The organism is Streptomyces nigrescens (genome assembly GCF_027626975.1).
GTDB lineage: Bacteria > Actinomycetota > Actinomycetes > Streptomycetales > Streptomycetaceae > Streptomyces > Streptomyces nigrescens.
This window is the reverse complement of sequence record NZ_CP114203.1, coordinates 1,781,650-1,806,756: the sequence shown is the minus strand read 5'-3', so window position 1 is coordinate 1,806,756 and position 25,107 is coordinate 1,781,650. Positions and strand designations below refer to the sequence as shown.

Genomic DNA, 25,107 nt, shown 5'->3' with positions numbered 1-25,107 from the left:
CGTGCTCACGCAGCCATTCCGTGGTCGGCCTCGGCCGGCCTGTCGTACGTCACGACCAGTTCACCGTTCTGGGCGTCGACCCGGATCGCCGTGCCGTCCTGTACATCGCCGCGGATCAGGGCCCGCCCGACGAGTGTTTCGACCTCGTGCGAGATGTAGCGGCGCAGCGGCCGTGCCCCGTAGACGGGGTCGAAGCCCTGCTGGGCGATGAGCTCGCGGGCCCGCTCGGTGAGTTCGACGGTGATCTGGCGTTCGGCCAGGCGCCGGCGCAGGTCGTTGAACTGCAGCTCGACGATGCGCTTGATCTGGTCCATGCCCAGCGGCTTGAACAGCACGACGTCGTCGACGCGGTTGAGGAACTCGGGGCGGAAGTGGCTTTGCAGTTCGCCCATGACCAGGGCCCGTGCCTCGGGTTTGATCTCGCCCTCGGGGGTCACCGCATCGAGCAGATGGGCGGATCCGATGTTGGAGGTCATGATGACGACGGTGTTGCGGAAGTCGACGGTGCGGCCTTGGGCGTCGGTGATCCGGCCGTCGTCGAGCACCTGCAGCAAGGTGTTGAAGACATCGGCGTGTGCCTTCTCGACCTCGTCGAACAGGACCACGGAGTAGGGCTTGCGGCGTACCGCCTCGGTGAGCTGACCGCCCTCCTCGTAGCCGACGTATCCGGGCGGCGCTCCGACCAGTCTGCTGACGGTGTGCCGTTCCTGGTACTCGCTCATGTCGAGACGGACGATGCTCTCCTCGGTGTCGAACAGTGCCGCGGCCAGCGCCTTGGCCAGTTCGGTCTTTCCGACGCCGGTGGGGCCGAGGAAGATGAACGAGCCGATGGGACGGCGCGGGTCGCGGATGCCGGAGCGGGCCCGGATGATGGCGTCGGTGACCAGCTTGACGGCCTCGTCCTGGCCGATCACCCGCTCGGTGAGGATCTCGTCGAGCCGCAGCAGCTTCTCCCGCTCGCCTTCCTGCAGCCGGGTCACCGGGATGCCGGTCCAGGCGGCGACGATCTCGGCGATCTCGTCCTCCGTGACGACCTCGCGCAGGAGCCGGGTATCGCCCTGCTTGGCGGCGAGCGCCTCCTCTTCGGCGGCCAGCCGGCGTTCGAGTTCGGTGAGTGTGCCGTAGCGCAGTTCGGCGGCGCGGTTGAGGTCGTAGTTGCGTTCGGCCTCCTCCGCTTCCTGACGCACCTGTTCCAGTTCCTGACGCAGCTCCTGCACTCGCCGGATGGCCTGGCGTTCGGCCTCCCACTGGGCGTTCATGGCGTCGGCCTCGGCGCGCAGGTCGGACAGTTCGCGCCGGAGCTCCTCCAGCCGCTTACGGCTGGCGGCGTCGGTCTCCTTTGCGAGGGCCGCATCCTCGATCTCCAGGCGGGTCACCCGGCGGGTGATCTCGTCGAGTTCGGCCGGCATGGAGTCGATCTCGGTGCGCAGCCGCGCGCAGGCCTCGTCGACGAGGTCGATGGCCTTGTCCGGCAGGAAGCGGTCGGAGATGTAGCGGTGGCTGAGGGTGGCCGCGGCGACCAGCGCGGTGTCCTGGATCTTCACGCCGTGGAAGACCTCAAGACGTTCGCGCAGGCCGCGGAGGATGGAGACGGTGTCCTCCACGCTCGGCTCGTCCACCAGGACCTGCTGGAAGCGGCGTTCGAGGGCGGCGTCGGACTCGACGTGCTTGCGGTACTCCTCCAGCGTGGTGGCGCCGATCATGTGCAGCTCACCGCGGGCGAGCATCGGCTTGAGCATGTTGCCGGCGTCCATGGCGCCCTCGGCGCCGCCGCCGGCTCCGACGACCGTGTGGAGTTCGTCGACGAAGAGCAGGATGCGCCCCTCGGCGGCCTTGACCTCGCTCAGCACGGCCTGCAGTCGTTCCTCGAACTCACCACGGTATTTGGCGCCCGCCACCAGCGAGCTCATATCGAGGGAGAAGATGGTCTTCTCGCGCAGCCCCTCGGGGACGTCGCCGCGGACGATCCGCTGTGCCAGGCCCTCCACGATGGCCGTCTTGCCGACGCCCGGATCGCCGATCAGCACGGGGTTGTTCTTCGTCTTGCGGCTGAGGATCTGGGTGACGCGGCGGATCTCCGCGTCCCGGCCGATCACCGGGTCCTTCTTGCCGCTGCGCGCCTCGGCGACCAGATCACGGCCGTACTTCTCCAACGCCTCGTACGCGGCCTCGGGCGTCGCCGAGGTGACCCGCTGGTTGCCGCGGATGCGGGTCAGCGCGGACAGGAAGACGTCCTTGGTGATGCCGTGTTCCTTGAGCAGCCGTCCCGCCGCGGTCCTGGAGCCCTCATCGGCCAGTGCCAGGACGAGGTGCTCCACGGACACATATTCGTCCTTGAGCCGCTTGGCCTCCTGCTCGGCGGTGTCCAGCAGCTTGGCCAGCCGCTGGGTGACGTACACCTGGCCGGGTGTGGCGCCGGGTCCGGTCACCTTCGGTCTGCGTGACAGCTCGCTCATGAGCGAGGCACGCAACGCCTTGGTGTCGGCGCCCGCTTGGTCGAAGAGCCGCGGCACCAGCCCGTCCGGCTGGTCGAGGAGGGCGAGCAGCAGATGCTCACCGTCGACCTCGGTCTGGTCCATCCGGCCGGCGATCGTCTGCGCTTCCTGAAGGGCTTCCTGGGACTTCTGGGTGAGCCGGTTCATATCCACGATTCATCACTCCTCGAGCCGGCGTTGCTGCGTCTCAACGCGGCCTCCAGCTCGCTGATCCGGTCGAGCAGGTCGAGCACCAGACCGAGGGAGGCGTAGTTGAGGGGGAGCCCGGCCCGTAGCCGTTGGATGCGGGCGAGAGTTGCGGGCGCGCCCGGGCCGAACCACAGCCGGCCGCTGTCGTCGCGGGTCGCGTCGACCAGGCCGAGGGTGACGAACCGCCGGACGAGATCGGGGTGGAGTCCGGAGCGCCGGGCCACGACGTCCAGGCTGAGTCTGTCGACGGGCGCGAGGGCGTAGTTGCGGACAACGACGTTCAGGGCCCGCTGCTTGTCCGGCGCCGTCGGCCGGCGATGCCCGGCCTCCGGCCCGGCGGCAGCGCGCCGTGGATCATGGGTCATCCTGGCTTCCTCGGGTCGAAGGTGGACACGGCAGCCAGCTCCTCGAAGAGCTCACGCTCCCGGTCGCCGAGTTCGGGCGGCACCATGATCCGGACCTCCGCGTAGAGATCTCCGTTGGCGCCACGGGGGTTGGGCATGCCCTCGCCGCGCAGCCGCAGCCGGCGGCCGCTGGACGAGCCCTTGGGAACGGTGACTTTGGCGGTGCCGCCGGGCGTGGGTACCGGTACCGTCGCGCCGAGCGCCGCCTCCCAGGGCGTGACGGGAAGCGCGACGTGGATGTCCCGGCCCTCCAGGCGGAATCGCGTATCGGGCTTGATCCGTACGCGGAGGTACAGATCTCCCGGGGGACCGTCGTCGCTGCCCCTGCCGCCTTCCCCGGCCAGCCGGATGCGCTGTCCGTCGACCACGCCACGTGGGATGTTGACGTCGTAGGTCCGCTGTCCGCCGGGTCCGGCGAGGGTGATGCTGCGATGGCCGCCGTGGTAGGCCTCCTCGACACCGAGCTGGATCTCGGCCTCCTGGTCGGCCCCGGGAACCGGGCCCCAGCGTCCGCCGCCTCCGCCGCGGCCGTACAACCCGCCGAACAGGTCCTCGAAGTTGATGCCGGAGCCGTCGAATCCCTCGCCGTAGTCGGTGAACCGGACCCGGCCGCCGCCGGTGGACCGGCCGCGGCCCCGGGCTCCCGCCCCGGCCCCCACGCCCGCGCCCACCCGTTCTTCCCAGTCCTCCGGGATCTGCCGGAAGTCCTCGCCGAAGCGGTCGTAGCGCTTGCGCGTCTGGGGGTCGGACAGCACGCTGTACGCCTCGTTGAGCTCCTTGAAGCGCTCCTCGGCCTGCGGGTCCTTGTTGATGTCGGGGTGGTACTTGCGGGCCAGCTTGCGGAAGGCCTGCTGTATGTCGTCGGAGCTCGCGTTGCGCTGCACCCCGAGCACGTCGTAGTAGTCCCGTGCCATGGGGCGTCACTCCTGCCGCTTGCTGACCATGACGGCCGCGGGGCGCAGCTGCCGGCGCCCCTCGCCGTAGCCGGGACGCATCACCTGCACGACGGTGTTCGGCTCGGCAGCGGGGTCGTCGACGGTGCCGACGACCTCGTGCACGGCCGGGTCGAACGGCACTCCGGTCTCCTCGTAGCGGGGATACCCGAGCCGGCGGAGCACGTCGACGGCCTGGTCGCGTACGGCCTTGACGCCTTCGACCACGGCGGACGGATCGGATCCGGCATGGGTGAGCGCAAGGTCCAGATTGTCGACCACCGGCAGCCAGGCCGCCGCGGTGCGGGCGCGTTCCTCGTTCCGTACGGCGTCCAGTTCCTTGGCGTGGCGCTTGCGGAGGTTGTCGAGGTCCGCGAGGGCGCGGCGCCAGCGGTCCTGGAGTTCGTCGAGGGCCGCGGCGTGGTCGTCCACCTCCGGCTGCTCCGGGGGCAGGGCCTGGCTCAGCTCGTCCTGGGGCGTCGTCGGCTCCTGTTCGGTGGACATCGCCGCACCTCAGCTCTTGTCGAATTCGGCGTCGACCACGTCGTCGTCGGATCCGGCGGAGCTGCCCGAAGCACCGCCTGCCCCGGCGTCCGCCGTGGCCCGCTCCTCCGCGGACGGGCCCGCGCCTGCCTGGTGGGAGGCCAGTGAGGCGTGGATCTGCTGGAGTTCGGAGGTCAGCGACCTGACCTTGTCGAGCGGCGCTTCTCCCTTGACGGCTTCCCGGGCGTCGGTGACGAGCATCTCGGCCCGTGCCTTCTCGTGCGCGGGTGCGGCGTCGCCCAGCTCGTTCAGCCGGCGTTCGACCTGGTAGGCAACGGCGTCCAGCTCGTTGCGGGCGTCCACGGCCTCGCGCAGCGCCTGGTCCTCGCCGCGGTGCGCTTCGGCCTCCTGGACCATCCGCTCGACCTCGCTCTGGTCGAGGTTGGAGCCCTCGCTGATGGTGATGCCCTGCTCGGCGCCGGTGTCCTTGTCCCGTGCGGTGACATTCAGGATGCCGTTGGCGTCGACGTCGAAGGTGACCTCGATCTGCGGCTCGCCACGGGGCGCGGGGCGGATGTCCTTGAGCTGGAAGCGGCCGAGGACGCGGTTGTCCTGCGCGAGCTCGCGCTCTCCTTGCAGGACGACGATGTCGACGGCTCCCTGGTTGTCCTCGGCGGTGGAGAAGGTCTCCGTGCGGCGGACCGGGATGGTGGTGTTCCGCTCGATGATCTTGGTCATCACACCGCCGCGGGTCTCCACGCCCAGCGACAGCGGGATGACGTCGAGCAGCAGGACGTCCTTGACGTCGCCTTTGAGCACTCCGGCCTGGATCGCGGCGCCCATGGCCACGACCTCGTCGGGGTTGACGCTCATGTTCGGGTCCTTGCCGCCGGTCAGCCGGCGGACCAGGTTCTGGACGGCGGGGATGCGGGTGGAGCCGCCCACGAGGATGACCTCGTCGATATCGCTGTCGCTGATCTTGGCGTCGGCCATCGCCTGCTTGACCGGTTCCATGGTCCGCTCGACCAGGTCGGACGTGATCTGCTCGAACGTGGACCGCATGACCGTCTCGGTCAGATGCTTCGGGCCGGCGGCGTCCGCGGTGATGAACGGCAGGCTGACCTGGGTCTGGGTGACCGAGCTGAGTTCGGTCTTGGCCTTCTCCGCGGCCTCGAAGAGCCGTTGCAGGGCCTGCGGGTCATTCCGCAGGTCGATGCCGTTGTCGCGTTGGAAGTTGTCCGCCAGGTGGTCCACCAGCCGCCGGTCGAAGTCGTCGCCGCCCAGGTGGCTGTCGCCCGCGGTGGAACGGACCTCGACCACCCCGTCGCCGACGTCGAGCAGGCTGACGTCGAAGGTGCCGCCGCCCAGGTCGAAGACGAGCACGGTCTCGTGCCCCTTCTTGTCCAGCCCGTAGGCGAGGGCCGCCGCCGTGGGCTCGTTGATGATGCGCAGGACCTCCAGTCCCGCGATGCGCCCCGCGTCCTTCGTCGCGGTGCGCTGGGCGTCGTTGAAGTAGGCGGGGACGGTGATGACGGCTTCCGTCACCTTCTCGCCCAGCTGCTTGGCGGCGTCGTCGGCGAGCTTGCGCAGGACCAGTGCGCTGATCTCCTCGGGCGCGTACAGCTTGCCGCGTACCTCGAAGCGCGCATTGCCGTGGTCGTCGGCGACCACGTCGAAGCCGACGGCCTTCGCCTCGTCGGAGATCTCGTCGTAGCGGCGGCCGATGAAGCGCTTTGCCGAGTAGATGGTTCCCTTGGGGTTGAGGATCGCCTGGCGGCGGGCCAACTGGCCCACGAGCCGCTCGCCCGAGTCGGTGAACGCAACGACTGAAGGGGTCGTGCGGCTGCCCTCGGAGTTCGGGAGAACCGTCGCCTCACCGCCCTCCCACGCGGCGATCACCGAGTTGGTGGTTCCGAGGTCAATGCCGACTGCCTTAGCCATGGGGATACTCCTTCATCGAAGCCACGGAAGTGTTCGCGCGCCCTGTGCCGCGGGGTCTCACTTCTCCGTGGCGGTGGTGCCGGCCGCCGCGCTCCCGAGCCGGTTGAGCAGCTTGGCGGCCTGATCGGCCACCTCGGCGTCCGCCACGACCTCGTACCGGCTCGGCTGCATCGCGCTGACCGAAGCGAAGTCGCGGCGCCCGCGCTGCAGGCTGTACAGAAGCAGTCCGAGCAGCGCGCCGATCACCGCGCCGAAGATCAGCCCGTAAAGGGCCAGCAACAGCGACGACAGCACCGGGTCGAGCCAACTGAGCAGGCCGAAGAGCCAGCCGATCAGTGCACCGGGGAGAGCTCCGGACGCGGCCCCGCTGAGCGCCGCCCTGCCAGGGCCGACACGGCCGACAACTTGTTCGACGAGTTGCAGGTCGTGGCCGATGATGGCGACTCGTTCCACCGGGAATTCCTGGTCGGACAGGTAATCGACGGCGCGTTCCGCCTCCGCGTAGGTGGGGTAGGACGCGATGGGACGACGATCCTGCTGGCTCATGTCCGCTCCTCCCGACGACACGCCACTGCTACTGGTTCACGGCTGACCGCTTCAGTCTCGCCATCGCGGGCGACCCGCGGCCTGCGCCTGCGAGGCCGAAATCCGTAGGGAATCTCGGTCTGCCAGGGTGAGCTGCGAGGCCGACATATCGGACAAGATCTGCGTCGTTGGGTAGTGTGGATCCCGGGCGAGTCCCGTAGAAAGGCCCTTGATCCCACCATGGCCACGACCTCGGGCACGACGGGCCGGTCCCCACGGACCAGCTGGGGCCGCGAGCACCTGGCGAACCTGTACAGCCTTTTCGTGCTCTCGATGATCATGAATGACGCGCCGGACGAGAGCGACGTCCTGACGCGGGCCCTCACCGCCGTTGGCGCCCTCGGTCCGTGCCGCGCCGAGGCCGCCTACCTCACGCTCGACAACGGCCTGACCCGCACACCCGCCGACTGGCCCGACGCCACCCCCCACCTCGATGCCCAGGTCCGGAGACTGGGCGGTCAGGGTGGGCCGGTCACGGTGCCGGACCGGGAATGGGGCTGGAGCCTCGCGCTGCGCAGCACGGCGGACGCCATCGGCCACCTGGTGGTCAGCGCACCGTCCCGGCCCACCGATGACGAGTACTTCCTGCTGCGGGTCCTGGCTCAGCAGACCGCGGCGGCCCTGACGCAAGCCATGGCCCGGCGCACGGAACACGACCGTGAACAGCAATTGCGGCAGCTCAGCGACGACCGCGCGGCCACGAACGCCCGGCTCACCACGTCCGTCTCCGAACTGGAGCATCAGCGCTCCGTCCACGAGATGCTCAGCGACGCCTCCGCGAACGACGACGGCGTACAGGGCATCGCCGAGGCCCTCCACCGGCTCACCGGCTACCCGGTCGCCATCGAGGACCGCTTCGGCAATCTGCGGGCCTGGGCGGGCCCGGGCCGCCCCGACCCCTACCCCAAACCCGAGGCGACCCCGCACGAAGAGCTTCTGCAGGATGCGGCCCGCCGACAGCGGCCGGTGCGGGTGGCGGAACAGGTCATCGCGCTGGCCCAGCACCGTGGCGAGGTCCTCGGCACCGTGGCCCTGATCGACCCCGAAGCAGGCGCCGGCGAGGAAGAACGGTTCGCCCTCGATTACGCCAGCACCGCGCTGGCCCTGGAACTGGCCCATCTGCGCAACCTCGCCGAGGTGGAACTGCGGCTACGACGCGAACTCGTGGACGACCTGATCACCGGCACCGACGACGCGAGCGCCTACGCCCGGGCCGCCGCCGTCGGCCATGACCTGCACGGTCCGCACTATCTCGCCGTCGTGCAATGGACGGGCAGGCCGGCCGACGACACCTTCGTGCAAGCGGTCGGCAGGTCGGCAGCCGGGCTGCGGATGCGGTCACTGCTGGCCAGACGGTCCGGGATGGCCGTCCTCGTACTGCAAGGCCGTCCCCAGGCGAAGGCCCTGCACGAGGCGGTGGGCCGCGAACTCGGCTCGCCCACCGGCTCGATCGGTGTGGGCGGCCGCTGCGACACCCCGAGCGAGATCCCCCGCTCGTTCCAGGAAGCGTTGCGCGCCCTGGAGGTCCGCCAGCGCTCGCAGTCCCCCCACGGCGCCACGACCTTCGACGAACTGGGTCTCTACCGCATCCTGGGGCCGGGCGGCGGCTACCGGGAGGTCGAGCAGTTCGTCCGCGAGTGGCTCGGCCCGCTCCTGGACTATGACGCCGCACACCACTCGGACCTGGTCCAGACCCTCTCCCAGTACTTCGAGTGCGGCGGCAACTACGACGCCACGGCAGCCGCCCTGGCCATCCACCGCAGCACCCTGCGCTACCGGCTCCAGCGCATCCGCGAGGTCAGCGGCAGTGACCTCGGGGCCGTCGACAGCCGGCTGAACCTGCACGTTGCCACCCGGGTGTGGAAAGTCCTGGGCGGCTGACCCTGACCAGGAGGCGAGCGATGCACCGGCGGACAGCGGACGCTCCCGTGGCCGCTGTCGCTCACCTGGGCGGAGTACCACTGACTCCCGGCGACCACATCTGTGCCCTGTACCGGGGGCGTGCCGAGCGGGACCAGTTCATGACCCCCTTCTTGGCGGAGGGCCTGAGTGCAGGGCACATCTGCCTCCTCTTGGGCACCGAGGGCGACGGCCGTACTTTTCGCGACGTCTTGGCCTCGCACGCCCCCGCGGTGGGCCGGGGCGGCAACAACCTCCAGATCAGGGGCCCGGATGAGTATCTGCGGGACGGGACCTTCGACGGAGACCGCACACTGGCCCGGCTCTCCGCATGGTCGGACGAGATGGTCCCGTCCGACGACGACACCTGCGCCCGGCTCGCCGCCGATATGAGCTGGGCCCAGCCCTTGGTGCGGCCCGCCTTCGTCCAGGACCTGGTCCGGTACGAGATGCGCGCGACCCGGTGGCTGCGGTCGTATCCGCAGGTGGGGATGTGCATGTACGACCTGGAGATGTTCCACAGTGACCTGATCGTCCCACTGGTCAAGGCCCATCCGAAGGTCTGGCTGAACGGCATGATCATGGAAAATCCGTACTTCCTCGATCCCGATGAGGAGACCGGGCCACCGGCCTCCGGGGAGACCTGACACCGCTCACCGCTCACCGCTCACGGCTCCGGCCGTGCGCACATCCCGCCGTCCGGTTCCGGCACGAAACCCCGGCTTGCCGCACGGAACGTAGGCGCTGCCTATCCGACGTCCTTGGGTGGCGGAGCCGAGCCGTCACCGCGCCCCCGCCGGAGTTCCTGTTCCTCTTCCGCGTCTGCCGCCTCTTCCCCCGGCGCCGGTCGCTCCTGCCGGCTCTCCCGCGCCTCCCGGACCGGCTCGACATCCCGTTCCAGCGGTGTCGTGCCCAGCGCGGCCGTCAGCTCCTCCAGGGCCCCCAGCAAAAGTTCCGCGCCACGCCGCACCACCGGATCATCACCGTCGTCCGCGCCCTCCCAGGCGTCGAGAGCCGCCGCTACCCGCTCCCATCCCGGGGCCCGCCGCTCGCGTACGTCCCGGGCCGCCCGCGCGGTGTCCGCCCGCAGGGCCGCCGCGAACAGTGCGGCTTCCGGGACGGGCCGCACCCCTGGCCCCGGCAGATGGGCCTCCAGAAGCATCGCCGCCCGCCCCATCGACTTGAGCGCCCCATACGCGTCCTGGGCCGCACTGCGGGTCAGTCCACGATGCTTCACCGGCTCTTGCTTGGCCCGCTCGAAAGCCTCGTCCCACACGGCCTCCTTCTTACGGGCGGCAAGCAGTGCCTGCCGCACTTCCGCGCGATGCCCGCCGCCGGGATCCGCGTAGCTGCCGACCACCGCCGCCGCGTACCGCCCGTTCGCGGCGAGCCAGTCCGCGAGACGGTCCAGCAGCCGCGGGGTCTCCCAGGCCGGAAAGACCACATAGGCCAGCATCGCGAGCGCACCGCCGAGCAGGGTCAGCAGCACTCGGTCCCGCACCGTCTGGTGCCACTCCTCGCCCCCCATCCCGAGCAGGAAGACGACATACGCTGCGGCGAAGGACTGCGAGACCGCGTACCCGGTGCGCATCAGCAGGTACATCAACCCGGCCGAGATCACGGCCAGCCCGCCGGACAGATATGCGCCCGGGTGAGCCAACTGCACCACTCCGGTGGCCAGGCCGACGCCCACGAGAGTGCCGGAGAACCGGGCCACAGCACGGGAGTAGGTCTGGTGGAAGTCGGGCCGCAGCACCATGACGGAGGTGATCGGCACCCAGTAGCCGTGGCCCAGCGGAAGCGCATTGCCGAGCAGGTAGCCGAGGCAAGCCACCCCGGCGAGACGTACCGCGTGCCGGAGAACAGTCGAGTCCCAGGTGAGCTCGCGGCGCATCGCACGCAGCACGACCGGCACCATCCGGAACATGGTCGGACGCACCAGTGCCGGGGCGTTCGCCGCGTGAGTGTCGCCGCTGTCCGCGGTCTCCACGACCTCCCGCAGCAGATCGAACAGCCGCACCGCCGCCAGCCGCGCCGGCCCCCGCAGCACCTCCTCCTCCCCGCTTCGGAGGGCCTCCATGGCTTCGGAGGGCACCCGGACCGGGGTACCGCGGCGGATCGAGTGGGCAGCGGCGTCCAGCACCTCGCCGGCCGCCTTCAGGAGTTCCCGCGCCCGGTCGCGTTCCGGCCCCTCCGCCGGAGCGCCGACCCGGGGGTCGGCGAGGGAGGCGAGGACCGGGCGGATGCGCTCGGCCAGGCCGCGGGGGCCGTGCAAGGCGGCGGGCCGCCGGCGCGCCTGCCACGGCGTGACCGCAGCGGCGTCGCGGGCCGTCATCATCGGTTCCGGGGCGAAGGGGGCCACCGGGTCGTCCCGCAGCCGCCGGGCGTAGTCGGCCACGGCGGCGAGGGCGCAGGCGAGCGCATCCCGGTGCGCTCCCCAGCGGCGGATCGGGAACAGCAGGATCAGCGTCGCTTGCACCACACCGCCGAAGGCGATCACCGCGGCGTGCTCCAGCGCCTGCACCACGGTGGTCGGCAGGGTGATGGTCACCAGCATGATGCCGATCGTGGTGGCCGCGACGATCCCGGAGGTCGAGCCCGCGGCCCAGGCCATTCCGGCGCCAAAGGACCACACGGCGAGCAGCAGGAGGAACGACACGGGGTGCGCCCCCGCCAGATATCCCAGGAAGGTGCTGAGCGCCAGGCCCGCGCCGGCGGCCAGCGCGAGCACCTTGCGCGGGCGCCAACTCCGCTGGAACGTGGCGGTGCCGGCCGAGAAGGCTCCGAACGCGGCGGACGCGGCATAGGCCGGGGAGACAAGCCACAGCGCGAGCCCGATCACGGTTGCCACTCCGGCCGCGGCGCGCAGTGCGACCAGCGGCTCGAGCCGGGTCCTCTCAATGGTCAGTCCGGAGCGCACGATCAGCCCCAGCGCCCGCAGCCACGTCACGGCGCCGAGCTTAGGGCGAGGCCGGGGCCGACCGCCGTCAGCCGCACCGTGCACCCGTCCACGTGAGCTACCACGCGGTGCCGCCCGGGAACGAACCGAGGTGGCCGGCGGGAACGCCGGCCACCAGACGGGGCCGATCCAGGTGCCGCTGTCCCGGGTGTTCGCCCAGGCCGTAGTACTTCCCGGGCTGTTCGCCGCCTGGTGAGCGCGTCGCGCGAATCGGACTGTGGGACACCAATGCCCGCCTTCCGGTTCGGCGAGGCACGGTAGAACGGGGAGCGGTTGGCTGCTCGCTCCCGAACTGCCGCCGGTTCAACGTGAGACCGCGGGGCGGGTGCATTGGCCCAGGGCGGTGCGGGGACGGCAGGCGGGGCGTGAGTCCGGCTCAGGAAAGTTCTTCCAGCATTCCGTGCACATGAGCCACGGCAACCTCTATGTCGGTGTACTTGTACTGCCCGGCGCGTGACTCCGCGGAGAGGACTCCGCAGCGGTGCACTTTCTCGAAGTCGCCATAGGGGAACTTGTACCGGCCTTTGTTCTCTTCGTTTTGTTCGTCGTCTTCGCCGAGGTACCACTTCCGGTATTCGGCGAAGCCGTGCTGCTCAAGGTAGCGGTTCTCCTCCTCGGCCGAGGGGCGGTGTTCGCTCCACTCGTCCCGGTCGTCGAGGACCACCTGCCGTTCCCTGACCAGCTTCTTCGCGTGTTCAAAGGCTCGTGCGTTCAACTTCACCACCACGAGGTTCACACCTCCCACGCGTTGCCGTGCCACAGGACTGCGGGAAATCCTCCGGGAATGGCGCTCACCGGGGGGAGGGGATAACGCTCGGTTGCCTGACTGTGTGCCCCTGTATCAGCGGCGGATGATCCGCCGGTATCCGCCGGTCCGGAGCGTCCATGGCTCATACGGCGAGGTAACGCTTCGCGTCCTCTTGTTCACGCCATTCTACGCCGCCGACGGGCGGCTCTCACGGCCAATTCCGGGGACGTTCCGATCGCTTGGCCTGTCAGGTGAAATAAGCGCCACGGCTTCGGCCTGGCATGCGCAGGCGTGCCCCGGAGGTGTCTGGAATCCTGGAACTGGGCATTGCGCGCCGGTGGGCGGACAGTCGCCGGTGTGGGGTAGTCACCGAGGGCGAGGAGGCGAAAGGCATGACCGTGATGGGCGTGTCCAGGTTCGAAAGGTTCTTCCGTGCCGCCGCAAGTCTCGACGTGGACAAGAACGATCTGAAGCGGTACAGCGACTTCGTCGACGGCAAGCTCTACGACCTCCTGCTCGTCGCCCAGGCCGCGGCCAAGGCGAACGACCGGGACATCGTCGAACCGTGGGATCTACCGATCACCAAGGGGCTTCAGGAGAGCATTCACCGGTTCCGGCAGCTGGACGAGGAGGTCGAGCTCAAGCCGATCCTTGAGCAGTTGGCCGCGCACCCCCTGCTCGACCGGGCACCCAGTGAGGAGACCGAGGCCCGGTACCCGGAGATCATCGGCGGGCTGAGCGTGGCACTCGCCGAAACCTTCAAGATCATGTACCCCGACGTCAAAAACCCCCAGACCAAGCACTGGGAGGGCGCGACCGCCATCTTCGACCTGCTTCTGTAGCCGGCCCTGCCCGGATTGCGCAGGTCGCCCCTCCAGGGGCCAGAGCCACCCGCCCCCGCCCGGCTTGGCGAGCGGCGGCCGCGCAGCTGTGGCTACCGCAGCACGGCAGACAGCGACGCCATGCGTGGCAGGTTCGGAGAATCAATGGCTCTCCGTGATGAGGGAACTTGATGGTGTGCCACTGGAGGCGGGGGCGCCGTCACGTGAGTGACAGGGTCACAGGTCCAACTGGAGTTTGAGCAGGCATACGACTACGTCGGTGCGGGAACTCAGCAGGCCGGCCATGAGAATGCCCCGTTGGTTCTGGAGAATCCGGTAGCGGCCGTGCAGGGGTTCCGCCTGGGGAATGAGTACGGCGACCTGCCTGCCGTTGCGGGCGACCTCCTCGACGTAGCCGATGACTGGATGCACCAGGGAGTGCTGAGGGCTGTCGATGATGTCGAGCCGTGGGCCGGGGTTCCATCGCGCCCAGTCGGCGCGCATGGCGTCTGCTTTCGTCCGGTCGTCGAAGACGGCGACCACGACGACCTCATCGCCCAGTGAGGACGCGGCGTTGAGTGCGGCGGCGGCGATCATGTCGACCCTGCCCAGGGGGACGATGACCAGACTGTGGGTTCGTGTGGGGCGTGGCGGGGTGCCGTCCAATCCGAGTTGGTCGCGAACGCGCGTGTAATAGCGCTCGATCCGGGAGAACAGCAGCATCAGCAGCGGCACGGTGAGGACGACGATCCAGGCACCGGCGAGGAACTTGGTGGCGAGCAGGACGATTCCGGCGACGGCGGTCAGCACAGCCCCGACGCCGTTGACCAACGCCCGGGGCAACCAGCCGTCGGGGCGTTCCACGCTCCAGTGCCGGACGAGGCCGATCTGGCTGATGGTGAAACCGACGAAGACGCCGATGGCAAAGAGCGGGATCAGGCGCTGGGTGTCGGCACTGACGACGACCAGCATGACGCCGGCCAGCACCGCCAGTGCCACGACGCCCCAGCGGTGGACGGGCCGCTCCGAGCGGAGGGCGAACAGATGAGGGAGACGGTCGTCCTTGGCGAGGACGCTCATCAGGACCGGAAGGCCGCCGAAGCTGGTGTTCGCGGCGATGCCCAGCACGAGAGTGACGATGAGGCTGATGGCGTAGTAGGGCCAGCCGGTCCCGAAGGCGCCGGCGGTCAGCTGGGCCAGCAGCGTCACACCGCCGCGTGGCACCACGTGATGGCTGCGGATCAGCAACGACAGCCCGATGAGCATGGCGCCCAGCAGCAACCCCAGCATCAGCTCGGTGTGTTGCGCCCGTTTGACGCGTGGTTGGCGGAACATCGGAACGGCGTTGGCGATGGCCTCCACCCCGGTCAGCGCCGAGCATCCGGCGGAGAACGCCTTGAGCACCAGGAGCACGCCCAGCGCCTCGACGGCGGGGAAGGACTGGGACGTTCCGACCGTGGCCGCGGGATGGGCCCGGAACAGCCCCACGACGATGACACCGATCACGCTGACGATGAACAGCACTGTGGGCAGCATCAGCACCCGTGCGCTGTCCGCGATGCCGCGCAGATTGACGACGGTGAGGAGGAACAGCGCGATCAGGCATACGGCCAGAAGATGATCGGAAAGGACGGGAAAGGCCGATGCGAGGCTCGCGGCGCCGGCGGCGAGACTGACGGCGACGGTGAGGACGTAGTCGATGATGAGGCTGGCCGCGGCCATCAGACTGACCGTTCTGCCCAAATCTTTCTTCGCCACCGCGTAGGCTCCACCGCCGTCCGGGTGCACGGCGATCACCTGGCGGTAGGAGACGACCAGGACGGCCAGCAACCCGGCGATGACCAGGGTGATCGGCAGCATCGCCGTGAGTGCGCCCGAACCGGCGGCCACCAGTACGACGACGATGGCCTCCGGGCCGTACGCGACCGAGCTGAGGGCGTCCAGTGATAGGGCGGCCAGCCCCTGGAGCACGGTCAGGTGGGACTTTCCGCCCTCGCCGTGACGCCGTGGGACCTTGGGGTGCGATTTCTTGGGCGCAAGCCCGAGGGTCACGGAAACTCACTCGTTCATGTGGCGGATGCACCCACCCATGCCGGGCCGTGGCACAACGGCAATGCTCATGATGTCTCCATTTCGGTGAGAGGTAGCCGCCTGATCCAGCTTCGGAGAGTCTCCGGGGACCTGCACGCCCACCGCGCTGGACGGGTGGGATGTGGAGGACGGCCAGGCACAGGTTCTGGACCTGGCGGACATCCAGGGCACGGGAGAAACGGGCCTTGGAGGACCTCGCGACGGCCGTGAGCCGCACACCCCTGGAACGGGACGTCGGCTCTGCTCGCGAAGAGCAACGGGTGCGGGCGGCCGTGGAGGCGGAAGGTGACGGATCAGGACCCGCGCACCGGGGTGGATGACGGCGCCGGCGACGGGGAGCGCCCCGCCTCCTGGAGCGGGAAGTAGTCTCCCGGCCGCGTCGAGCGCCGCCACACGTACGCCGCTGTCGCCATCACGAGGATCAGCCCCGCCAGGATGAGGAGTTCGATCCCCTCGACGTTCCACCGGAAGGACTTCTCCGCCTCGGCCGTCACGATGAGCACCTTGCGGATGCCGGCAATCAGGCCGACGACGAGGAACGGCTCCGCGTCGAGGGTCTGGTTCCTGATGGTGAGGCGGACGGTGTGGAGCAGCTCGGCCACGATGAACAGCACAAGGCCGTTGTCCAGGGCGGAGAGAACGACCACATCCTCGCGGTACGGCCCCTGGATCGACCTGATGACGTCGTGGACGACCCCGACGGCCAGGAGCCCCGCGAGCACTACGAGGAACGCTGCGACGACGAGGTGGATGCCGTCCTCGATGAGTTGCAGGAGGCCCTGTACCCGGCCGCCCTCGATCTTCGGGAGAATGGGGCGCACAGTCAGCATGCTAGGGGTGCCCCGGCCCGCAGGCGCGGCGTGCTGCCGAACGGGTGAACGGGCGGACCTCCCTATGGTGGCAGCCTGGGTGAAGGGGCGAGGCGCGAGGATCTGCGCCGCCGCATCGCCAGGGGCATCCGCTGGCGGGCGGACACCTGACGGCGCCCCTGGTGGCGGACGAGCCGGTCGACGTGTCCGACGTGGCCGAACTCGTCGGCACCGGTCTGGAGGACGGCGACTGGGACATCGGCGTCTTCCTCACCGACCTGCCGAGCCGGGCGGAGCGCAATCCGGTCAGCACCGAGGTCGACCCCGAGCACAGGGTCGCACTGACCTCACTGCCCGCCTGCCGCTCCCGGCGTCTGCGGCGCCGGGAGCGACAGGCGGTGGTCGGCGTCGTCAGGCAACAGACCGCGCAGGACGAAGAGCCGCTGGCTTCCCCCGTCGTCGGCCATACGGCACCCGGGGAGATTCCAGGCGCGAGCGCCGCGCGGTGCGGGGCCTGGGCGGCCACGTCCGCCCCGCTCTGGTACCCCCTACTACCCGTCCAGCGGGCGGTAGCCACCCGGAGAAGTTCGGTGGCTGCCACCAGCGCGGGGCGAGGGAATCGCGAGCGATGATCCTTCTCAAGTTGCCGTACGCAAATTGAGGGGTAAATGGCATGGTGAGGCACCGTAAGCGCATCAGCCGGCGGGGGCTGCTGGTCACGGCGGTGATCGCGACGGGAGCGGTCCTGGCTCCTGTGGCGGTCCAGGCGGTCCAGGCGGCCCCGGCCGACACGGTCGGCGGGAAGCAGAACCCGGTCCGCGCGCTGGAGCAGGCGGCCCACCCGCTGCGCTCGACCGAGCCCGGGAGGAGCACGGCCGACCTGCGGGCCCTGGGTTCGATGATCGGCGACGCCAAGGTGGTCGGCCTCGGCGAGGCCACGCACGGCTCCCACGAGTTCTTCACCATGAAGGAGCGGGTCTTCCGCTACCTCGTCGAGGAGAAGGGCTTCACCACCTTCGCCCTCGAACTGAGCTGGTCCGCCGGGCTCCAGATCGACGACTACCTTCAGACCGGCAAGGGCGACGCCCGCAAGGTCGCGGAGGAGATGCTGACCAACACCCCTTGGGACCATGAGGAGTTCGTGAGCCTCATCGAGTGGATGCGTGACTACAACCGCCGCCACCCCGGCCGCACCGTCCACTTCATGGGCGACGACATCGGCGCCCCCGCGGTGAGCGACGAGTTCTTCGGCCGGGTGACCGGTTACGTGCGGCAGAACCACCCGGAGGCGCTGCCGCGGCTCAACGAGCTCTACACCGGCCTGCGCCCGATCGACGACGTCTTCGCCTACCTGGGCAAGCCGCTTGCGCAACGGCAGCAACTCGCCACCAAGGCACAGCAGGCCCTGGAACTGATCAGCCGCCAGAAGGGCTCCGGCGGAGAGGCGTTCGAATGGGCAGAGCAGAACGCCCGCTCCATCGCCCAGACCGCCAAGTTCCTCACCATGAACCCCGACGACCCTGGCACGCTGCCCTCCTTCCAGCGCTTCCGCGACGAGGTGATGGCCCAGAACGTCACCTGGTGGCAGCAGCGCACCGGCCACAAGATCCTGCTGTCGGCGCAGAACGACCACGTCGGCCACGTCGCCGGCTATGCCGAGCTGTATCCCAAGACGCAGGGGTCGTTCCTGCGCGACACGATGGGCAAGAACTACCTCCCCATCGGCTTCACCTTCAACCAGGGCTCCTTCCTGTCGAAGGATGCCGCCCTCGGCGGCGACTGGAAGAAGTTCACCGTGGACGGCGCCGAGCCCGGCAGGAACGAGCACACCCTCGACCAGGTCCGCTACCGGGACTTCTACCTCGACGTCCGCAACGCCCCGGCCCCCGCGCGGGCCTGGCTGAACGTCGCCCGGCCCACGCTCGGCGTCGGCACACAGTTCCCCGTGAAGCCGCGCGACGTCGCGATCGCGAAGTCCTTCGACGTCCTCATTCACCTTCACGAAGTCCGGGAGGCAGACAAGCGGATGCCGTGACGGCCAGGCCCCGGCACGAGCCGCTCGACGCTTCCTGACCTACGGGGAGGCCGGCCTCCCCTGTGTGCCGTCCGCCGGAACGCCCCCGGCCGCGCGGGAGCGTCGACCGGGCCGCTGCCGAAGGCCGGCCCGGGGACCTCGCTGCCTACCGACTACAAGGAGCTCGTCGGCCTGTTTGGCGCGGGCAGCTTCGACGGTAGCTCGGCCTCCTCGTTCCCGGCGTCGCGGGCAGTCCACCAGCAGCCGCCGGCCGACGCTATGGATGAGCACCCCTCCCGGCCGATCCCGCAGACCGCCCGGTTCGAGGTACAGCAGGCCGTACTCCCCGACCCCGAGACGGACGGCGAGCCGGCCGCGTCATAAGGTCGTCCGCGCGGCGGGGGAGGGGAGGGAGGCCTGATGGCGATCCGGGAGGACGCGGCAGCCAGTGGCCCGCGGGCGGGTTTCAAAGACATCGTCGTACGGCCCGCGACCGCCGCGATCAGACAGCTCGCCTCCGGGCTCGGTAGTGCCCTCTCGGCCCTGTTCGTGCTGCTCTGGCTGGCCGTCACCGTCGTGACCGGTCCGATCGGGGTGGGACTGCTCATGGCACCCGCCGTACTGCGCGCGCTGCACGCTCTGGCCGGCCGGGAGCGCGACCGGCTCGGTCGCTGGGGTCCCGAAGTCGTCGCCCCGGAACCTCCGCCGACGCAACTGCGGCTCGCCCTCGTCGACCCCACCACACGACGGGAGCTGCGCTGGCTGGTCCGCCACGCCACTCTGGGGTTCCTCCTGGGCGTGCTCGGCGTCCTGCTGCCGATCTCAGCCCTCCGCGACGGCACCTTCCCGCTGTGGTGGCGGTTCGCGCCCGAGGAGGTGGCCACTACGTCGCTGGGGCTCGGGAACGTGCAATCCTGGCCGGCCGCGGTCGCCGTCGGCCTGCTGGGTCTCGGCTGGACCGCCATCATCCTGGGCCTCACCCCCGGCATGGCGCGCTTGCAGGCCCGCCCGGGACGACGACTCCTGGTGGCCGGCCCCGAGACGGACCTGTCCCTGCGCGTCGCCGAGCTCACCGCCACGCGCGCGGCCGCCCTGGACGCCCATGCCACCGAACTGCGCCGCATCGAGCGCTCCCTGCACGACGGCACCCAGAACCGGCTCGTCTCCGTCACCATCCTGCTCGGCGCCGCCCGCCGCATGGTGGCCCGCGACCTCGCCGGCGCCGACGAAGTCCTCGAACGCGCACACTCCACCGCCGAGCAGGCGCTGGCCGAACTGCGTGCGGTCGCGCGCGGCATCCTGCCTCCGGTGCTGGCCGACCGGGGACTCACCGGCGCCCTCTCCGGGCTGGCCGCGAACTGCCCGGTGCCCTGCCGGATCGACGTCGACGTACCCGAGCGGTGCGCCGCCTCCGTCGAGGCGACCGCCTACTTCGTCGTGGCCGAAGCCCTGACCAACATCGCCAAGCACAGCGGCGCCGACCACGCCACCGTCATGGCGCGCAGCCGCGGCGGCCGTCTCCACCTGTGCGTCGAGGACGACGGCCGGGGCGGGGCGGACGAGGACGGCGGCTCCGGACTCACCGGCATCCGCCGCCGGATCGCGGCACACGACGGCAACCTCTCCCTGACCAGCCCGTCCGGTGGCCCGACAACCCTTGAGGTGGATCTTCCATGCGGATCGTGATCGCCGAGGACGACCCGTTGCTGCGCGAGGGGCTCGCCCTGCTGCTGCGCGCCGAGTCCCTCGATGTGGTGGCCACCGCGGGCGCCCCCGACGAGGCACTGGACGCCATCGACGCACACAGACCGGACGTCGCCATCTTCGACGTGCGGATGCCACCGACCCACACCGACGAGGGGATCGTCGCGGCGGTCGAGGCCCGGCGCAGGCAACACGGCCTGGCTGTCCTCGTCTTGTCCGCGTACGTCGAGCAGACCTTCGCGACGGAGCTGCTCACCGGCGGCGTGGGCGGCCTCGGCTACCTGCTCAAGGAACGGGTCGGGCGGGTGGAGGAGTTCCTGGACGTCCTTCGGCGGGTGGCGGCCGGAGGCACCGCCATCGACCCCGAGGTCATCACGCAGCTCTTCGCCCGGTCCCGCCAGGACACCCGGCTGGACCGGCTGAGCCCTCGCGAGCGGGACGTACTCGTCCTGATGGCCGAGGGGCTGGGCAACAACGCCATCGCGGAACGGCTCGTCGTCACGGACAGCGCTGTCCACAAGCACATCCGCAGCATCTTCGCCAAACTCGGCCTCTCACCCACCCACCGACTGGACCGGCGCGTCGCCGCCGTCCTCCACTACCTCGAGGACGCCCGCCGCCGGGCCTGAAACCGGTGCGGCGGGCCCCCGCCAGCAGGTCAGTGGCTTGGAGCGCACCGTAAGAGGTCGCGCAGCTAGGCACGGTGGTGGCAGCTCGGCCGCAAGACAGGTGTTCCGCCAGATGTGGTGGCGGCGCATCAGAATGGATCTCTCTGCGCTGCAACCGTCCCGGGGATTCGGCAGTCGTCTTCGGTGCCGTCCGCGCCGCCGCCGAGGCGGATCAAGCCGCCCTGACCCGGGTGATCTGACTCCCCAGCGCCGGACGCGTCTTGCCAGCTTTGGCCCCGGGGCGCCCCGGGGCCACCAGAGTGTGGGGGAAACACACTTATGCATAAGCGCACCACCATGGCCGCCGTTGCCAGCGCCCTGGCGCTGTCCGCATTTGCTGTTCCGGGTGCCGCCCAGGCGGACGAGGTCGTGGGCGACACCACGATGAAGGTGGTCGTCAACGGCGGGTCCGACATCGTCCTGGGCACCACGAAGACGAAAACCTTCACCATGACGGTGACCGCCACCGACGACTCGGGCATAAAGGAGGACTACAACGTCTCCTCGCTGTGGCACGGGCCCGGCCAGAAAATGCCCGACGACCCCGACGGGTTCGTGGTCCCCGACAATGGCACCGGTGACGGCGTGGCCCACAGCGCCACCACGACCACCTGCACCTTCACCCTGACCATGAACCCGCGGATCGACACTCAAGACAACACCACGGCGGGGATATGGAAGGTCGTGACCTGCCCCGCGGGCGCGGGGAGCAGGCCCCGGCACGTCACCGCGCGGTCCGGCCGGGGGGCCATCCCCGTGCCCGCGGGGATGGTCTCGGGATCGCCGTCTCGCAGCAGCGCTCGGCAGCTGCTCCCCGCACCCGGGCCGCCGACCCGTACGGGCACGGATTCACGCCGGTCAAGGCCGACGCCGACCGATGCTGCTGTTCCTCAGCGCGGGGAGTCGGGGGCGCTTCCGTCGCTGAAGAGGTTCATGGAGTCGTGAATATCCTTCAGGTCCGCAGAAGCGCCGCTCAGCTCCAGAGCAACGGCCGCCGTCAAGTTGTCCCGGAGAAGTGGCTGCTGTACCTGCTCGATGAGTGCCAATGACCGTGCCGCTCGGACACTCTTCTCTGCGTCGTCACGCAAGTCAGCCAGTACTCGGAGCATCATGCGTCTCTCTTCCGCCCGATTCCGGAAGAAGAAGAACGACAGCACTTGCGAAAAGGCGCCGGCGGCGGTCATGACGACAGCCAGCGCCATGTCGTCCGAGCGATAGACGCCGACCGCGATCCCGGCAGCGATGATCACGTAACCCAGGATTGCGGCAATGATCGCTGCGAAGAAGCTGACGTCAGCCCTTCGACCTACCTTGTTGTAGTACGTCTCCAGGACGTCAGAGAGTGGGTCTTGCCGTGCCGTCGGCACTTCTACCGGAAGCGGGAGGGGAACTGTCTGCCCGGATTCCTCGCCTGCTCTCTCCGGACCTGCCTTCGTAATATCGGCTTCTGGCGCGGGAGTTGCTGCCTGGGCCTGTTTCGTGGCCTGAAGTCTCCTCCAGGCATCCCGGGCCGCCACACTCGCAGCCTGAGCTGCAACCGCCGCCAAGATTTCTACCCCTGCCACTGCCTCCCCCTGGGCGCGTTCGTGCCGACAGGTTAGCTGTTCATATGCGCCGAATATGCTGCGTCGCGGCAAACGACTGCTCGTGAGCAGCCATGCCAGGCCGGATGCACAGCGTCATGGCGAGGATGGTAGATGGACGACACCACCACCCCACATCAGCCCGCCGCCAGCGGTCGGCGGCGGCGCGCCCGCTTCCGTGAAGCGCTCAAGCACGCCGAGCGGGCCTTGTTCACCCGGCCGTTGCGCCCAGGCCGACGTCGACACCTGGCTCGGGCACCTCGGCCTGGGCGCCAACACCGACCAGCTGGCGTTTCAGGCCCGGATCGCCACCACCGGGCCCGAGGCCGCCAGCTCTCCTCGCCCGCGGTCCGGGCAGATCGACCTCACCGTCAGCAACCTCCGGAACGGCGCCACGGCAGCAGGCCCGATGGAGAAAAATCGCCCGGGTGACTACCGACACCGCCCGGTCTAGCTGCTCAAGGAGCCCGCGTGCCGACCACACTCTCCCAGCTCAGCGCCGACCGGCAGCTCACCGCCCTGCGCCGCCCGCTCCCTGCAACGGCATGGCCACCGTGCTCCGCCAGGGCACAGCCGCAGAGCCCGGCGAGGCTCCGGCGTGGCTTCTGTTCCTGTGCTCCGAGCACTCAGAGGACCTGCCGGTCTGGCCCGGGCCGTGGCCGACAGCGCAGACCGGCTGACGCTGTCGTGCGGGGCCGTGCTGGACTACCGGAACCACCGAGCAGGTCCAGGTAGACATCTCTGAAGTGCTCAACTCTACGGCCGCAGCCTCTGCTGATGCCCCACGCGGCCTGCTACGAGCTGGACACGGCAGAATTCCCCGTGCGCATGTTGTGGGTACCGAAGGACGGTGGGGCCCCTCGTCCCACCCGGAAACGGACAACGGAGGGCCACGCCCGGGTGCACTGAGACGCCGCCAATCTCCGCGTAGTCCAGGCACTCAGAGTCGTGCTCTTCTCGAGACCGGGCGGGTCCCGAGGGTTGAACTCCACCGCCGGCAACGGCGCCAGAACCGATGCGACGAGACGGGATACTCCATGACCCTCACCTTCACCCGCCACCGCGACGACAAGCGCGACGAACTGCGCCCCCGAGGTGCCGCCCCCGTCCACGTGCGCCGTGGCGCCCCCAACAGCCGGCCCCTTCCCGAGGGGTGGAAGCCGCGCTTCACCCTCGCTGATGACCCTGCCGGCGCCTCGCCACTCGCCGTGGTGGTCCAGCAGGACGGCGGTCACCTCGCCGTGCTCACCCCCAACCACGAGCACCTGGCCGAACTGCACCTGCCACCGCGCGAGAAGCGATGGCGGCCCTCGTACGAGATCCACCTGCCCGACGGGACGGTGCTGCGCGGGCGGGAGGGGACGATGCCCTCGCAGCTCCTGTGCCTGGTGCAGCTGCCGTTCGTCCTGCTGTACCTGGTTGCCCTGGCATTCTCCGACTCCCCGGCCGGCACCTTTACCGCCCCGTTGCGGACGGCCTGGAAGCGGCCGGGTGCACTCTTCGGCCGGGCGACCCTGACCGAGTCCGCGCGCGGCCGGTTCCGCGTCCGCGGTGACAGGCTCGATCACCGCGTCGCGTACGCACAGGCGGTGGCGAAGTACTGGGAGCGGTAAGGCACAGGGCAGCTGTCCAATAACGGCGCATTGCTTGCGGTCATCAGACCGTTCTCGGGCGTAGAACCTCGTGCGTGCAGTGGTTGGCCGCACGGCGTATGGAGTGAGCGACCGAGTGTGGATTGGTCGCTGCTTGAGTCGCTTGGAAACTCGGCCGTCGACCGGGCCGGCGAGCCGGCGCGGACCGGATACCGCACCAGCGAAGGCGGCCAGGCCGGGCAGGTCCAGGTGCGCTGGGTGGGACCGCGGGGGAGTGGCGCTCGCTACCAGGAACAGGAGCAGCTCCAGCGCTGCCAGGCGGTGCTGCGCAGCTGGGGCTTCGAGACTGTGGAGGTCCGTGGCCCTGGCGGCCGCCGCTACCTGGAGGCCGAGGCCGGGCTTGGTTGAAGGCGGTCCACGAGAACGCCTCCAATGCGCGGCACCGCGGCTATCCAGGACGACTCCGACGCAGTGATCACAGCAGCCACGCGGAGATCATCTCGGTTGCCGGTCCTGCCCTATCTCGTCGATCCTGTGTGCTCAGCACGCAGGGCAGGGAGGGCGCATGGGGCTGGTTCTTTTCCCGGGCGATGGAGACACGAGCAGTCCTGATGTCTCCTGGTCCTACAGCGGCTTTGCTGCGTTCCGGCGGCGTCTGGCTCAGGCTGAGGGTTTCACGCTCTCCGAGATGTGGGGCTTCGGCGGCGAACGGCCGTGGAGCGAGGTGCCCACTGCGCTGGAGCCACTCCTCGATCATCCGGACGACGGCGGTGACGACCTCTCGCCCGCCGACTGCGCGGCGATTCTGCCCCGCCTGGAGACCATCACCGATCAGTGGGCACAGGATGGCGACGACATGCTTCACCAGCACATCGAGGACGGTCGCAAGCTGGCGACCGTCCTGCGGCTCTGCATCGAGAAGCACGTACCGCTGGGCTTCGCCTGAACGAACCTCACTTACGGGATAGCCCTTAGAACTCCAGGTGTAGGTTCCCCGCGGCCGTGGCCAATTGGCCTTGAATGACCTGCGGATTTCCGGATCGCGTGGTGGGCGATGAGCAAGATCTTCCACGCAGCGAGGCCATTGCTCGCTGATAGCCGTCAGGGTCGTGGCCCCTGTGTCTCCAGCGACCGGACCGTATCGCTTCCTCTTCGGCGCGTTCTTCCGATCGTCCTTGGTGGTGTGACGG

The 25,107-nt window shown here is 69.6% G+C and carries 22 protein-coding genes; 11 read left to right on the top strand and 11 right to left on the bottom strand.

Going from position 1 to position 25,107, the window contains the following annotated elements:
* Nucleotides 1-5: 5 nt before the first annotated feature.
* Genes clpB through STRNI_RS08145 form a run of 6 tightly spaced genes read right to left on the bottom strand, consistent with a single transcriptional unit; the run spans nucleotide 6 to nucleotide 6,990 of the window.
* Nucleotides 6-2,648 (bottom strand): ATP-dependent chaperone ClpB, encoded by a 2,643-nt coding sequence (gene clpB / locus STRNI_RS08170; protein WP_159485320.1) that lies wholly within the window; start codon nucleotides 2,646-2,648, stop codon nucleotides 6-8.
* On the bottom strand, nucleotides 2,639-3,049 hold the full coding sequence (locus STRNI_RS08165; RefSeq protein ID WP_018092861.1) for a chaperone modulator CbpM: 411 nt from the start codon (nucleotides 3,047-3,049) through the stop codon (nucleotides 2,639-2,641). Before STRNI_RS08165 ends, clpB begins: the two co-directional genes overlap by 10 nt.
* A complete protein-coding gene (locus STRNI_RS08160) occupies nucleotides 3,046-4,002 on the bottom strand; it encodes a DnaJ C-terminal domain-containing protein (RefSeq protein WP_159485318.1) in 957 nt (318 codons plus the stop codon). Before STRNI_RS08160 ends, STRNI_RS08165 begins: the two co-directional genes overlap by 4 nt.
* Nucleotides 4,003-4,008: 6 nt before the next feature.
* Nucleotides 4,009-4,524 carry a nucleotide exchange factor GrpE gene (locus tag STRNI_RS08155; protein WP_277410837.1) on the bottom strand — a complete coding sequence of 172 codons (516 nt, stop codon included), beginning with the start codon at nucleotides 4,522-4,524 and terminating at the stop codon, nucleotides 4,009-4,011.
* A 9-nt stretch (nucleotides 4,525-4,533) separates the two neighbouring features.
* A complete protein-coding gene (gene dnaK / locus STRNI_RS08150) occupies nucleotides 4,534-6,444 on the bottom strand; it encodes a molecular chaperone DnaK (RefSeq protein WP_266444419.1) in 1,911 nt (636 codons plus the stop codon).
* A gap of 57 nt (nucleotides 6,445-6,501) precedes the next feature.
* Nucleotides 6,502-6,990 carry a YflT domain-containing protein gene (locus STRNI_RS08145; protein ID WP_159485312.1) on the bottom strand — a complete coding sequence of 163 codons (489 nt, stop codon included), beginning with the start codon at nucleotides 6,988-6,990 and terminating at the stop codon, nucleotides 6,502-6,504.
* 219 nt (nucleotides 6,991-7,209) lie between these two features.
* Here STRNI_RS08145 and STRNI_RS08140 point away from each other — a divergent pair, with 219 nt between their 5' ends.
* Both STRNI_RS08140 and STRNI_RS08135 read left to right on the top strand, forming a co-directional pair.
* A complete protein-coding gene (locus STRNI_RS08140; RefSeq protein WP_277410836.1) occupies nucleotides 7,210-8,910 on the top strand; it encodes a PucR family transcriptional regulator in 1,701 nt (566 codons plus the stop codon).
* Between the two features lie 20 nt (nucleotides 8,911-8,930).
* On the top strand, nucleotides 8,931-9,575 hold the full coding sequence (locus tag STRNI_RS08135) for an MEDS domain-containing protein (protein WP_268251398.1): 645 nt from the start codon (nucleotides 8,931-8,933) through the stop codon (nucleotides 9,573-9,575).
* Nucleotides 9,576-9,676: 101 nt separating this feature from the next.
* On the opposite strand, the gene STRNI_RS08130 is transcribed toward STRNI_RS08135, so the two are convergent.
* Both STRNI_RS08130 and STRNI_RS08125 read right to left on the bottom strand, forming a co-directional pair.
* Nucleotides 9,677-11,878: an FUSC family protein gene (locus STRNI_RS08130; protein WP_277410835.1), complete on the bottom strand. Its 2,202-nt coding sequence runs from the start codon at nucleotides 11,876-11,878 to the stop codon at nucleotides 9,677-9,679.
* A 385-nt stretch (nucleotides 11,879-12,263) separates the two neighbouring features.
* Nucleotides 12,264-12,623, bottom strand: coding sequence for a hypothetical protein (locus tag STRNI_RS08125; protein ID WP_234017661.1), 360 nt, complete (start codon nucleotides 12,621-12,623; stop codon nucleotides 12,264-12,266).
* A 404-nt stretch (nucleotides 12,624-13,027) separates the two neighbouring features.
* Between STRNI_RS08125 and STRNI_RS08120 the strand changes: the two genes are divergently transcribed.
* Entirely contained in the window at nucleotides 13,028-13,477 is a 450-nt protein-coding gene (locus tag STRNI_RS08120) for a DUF1931 family protein (RefSeq protein ID WP_018092870.1), read from the top strand.
* A 216-nt stretch (nucleotides 13,478-13,693) separates the two neighbouring features.
* On the opposite strand, the gene STRNI_RS08115 is transcribed toward STRNI_RS08120, so the two are convergent.
* On the bottom strand, nucleotides 13,694-15,508 hold the full coding sequence (locus tag STRNI_RS08115) for an APC family permease (protein WP_277410834.1): 1,815 nt from the start codon (nucleotides 15,506-15,508) through the stop codon (nucleotides 13,694-13,696).
* A gap of 332 nt (nucleotides 15,509-15,840) precedes the next feature.
* Nucleotides 15,841-16,377 carry a phosphate-starvation-inducible PsiE family protein gene (locus STRNI_RS08110; RefSeq protein WP_026170216.1) on the bottom strand — a complete coding sequence of 179 codons (537 nt, stop codon included), beginning with the start codon at nucleotides 16,375-16,377 and terminating at the stop codon, nucleotides 15,841-15,843.
* A 161-nt stretch (nucleotides 16,378-16,538) separates the two neighbouring features.
* Between STRNI_RS08110 and STRNI_RS08105 the strand changes: the two genes are divergently transcribed.
* From STRNI_RS08105 to STRNI_RS08085, 5 genes are all read left to right on the top strand, one after another.
* Complete coding sequence (locus STRNI_RS08105; RefSeq protein ID WP_277410833.1) at nucleotides 16,539-16,988, top strand: hypothetical protein; 450 nt, start codon at nucleotides 16,539-16,541, stop codon at nucleotides 16,986-16,988.
* A 41-nt stretch (nucleotides 16,989-17,029) separates the two neighbouring features.
* A complete protein-coding gene (locus STRNI_RS08100) occupies nucleotides 17,030-18,391 on the top strand; it encodes an erythromycin esterase family protein (RefSeq protein WP_277410832.1) in 1,362 nt (453 codons plus the stop codon).
* A 399-nt stretch (nucleotides 18,392-18,790) separates the two neighbouring features.
* Complete coding sequence (locus tag STRNI_RS08095; RefSeq protein WP_277410831.1) at nucleotides 18,791-20,056, top strand: sensor histidine kinase; 1,266 nt, start codon at nucleotides 18,791-18,793, stop codon at nucleotides 20,054-20,056.
* Nucleotides 20,044-20,703 carry a response regulator transcription factor gene (locus STRNI_RS08090; RefSeq protein ID WP_277410830.1) on the top strand — a complete coding sequence of 220 codons (660 nt, stop codon included), beginning with the start codon at nucleotides 20,044-20,046 and terminating at the stop codon, nucleotides 20,701-20,703. The genes STRNI_RS08095 and STRNI_RS08090 overlap by 13 nt, the downstream gene beginning before the upstream one ends.
* A gap of 318 nt (nucleotides 20,704-21,021) precedes the next feature.
* On the top strand, nucleotides 21,022-21,687 hold the full coding sequence (locus tag STRNI_RS08085; RefSeq protein WP_277410829.1) for a hypothetical protein: 666 nt from the start codon (nucleotides 21,022-21,024) through the stop codon (nucleotides 21,685-21,687).
* Here the strand turns inward: STRNI_RS08085 and STRNI_RS08080 are convergent.
* Entirely contained in the window at nucleotides 21,633-22,109 is a 477-nt protein-coding gene (locus STRNI_RS08080; RefSeq protein ID WP_338149808.1) for a TRADD-N-associated membrane domain-containing protein, read from the bottom strand. The genes STRNI_RS08085 and STRNI_RS08080 overlap by 55 nt on opposite strands.
* Before the next feature lie 1,253 nt (nucleotides 22,110-23,362).
* On the opposite strand from STRNI_RS08080, the gene STRNI_RS08075 reads away from it, so the two are divergent.
* The 3 genes from STRNI_RS08075 (at nucleotide 23,363) to STRNI_RS08065 (ending at nucleotide 24,863) form a co-directional block, all read left to right on the top strand.
* Nucleotides 23,363-23,938, top strand: coding sequence for a hypothetical protein (locus STRNI_RS08075; protein WP_277410827.1), 576 nt, complete (start codon nucleotides 23,363-23,365; stop codon nucleotides 23,936-23,938).
* Between the two features lie 117 nt (nucleotides 23,939-24,055).
* Nucleotides 24,056-24,325, top strand: a complete 270-nt coding sequence (locus tag STRNI_RS08070) for a hypothetical protein (protein WP_277410826.1) — start codon at nucleotides 24,056-24,058, stop codon at nucleotides 24,323-24,325.
* A gap of 157 nt (nucleotides 24,326-24,482) precedes the next feature.
* A complete protein-coding gene (locus tag STRNI_RS08065) occupies nucleotides 24,483-24,863 on the top strand; it encodes a hypothetical protein (RefSeq protein ID WP_277410825.1) in 381 nt (126 codons plus the stop codon).
* The last annotated feature ends 244 nt before the right edge of the window (nucleotides 24,864-25,107 follow it).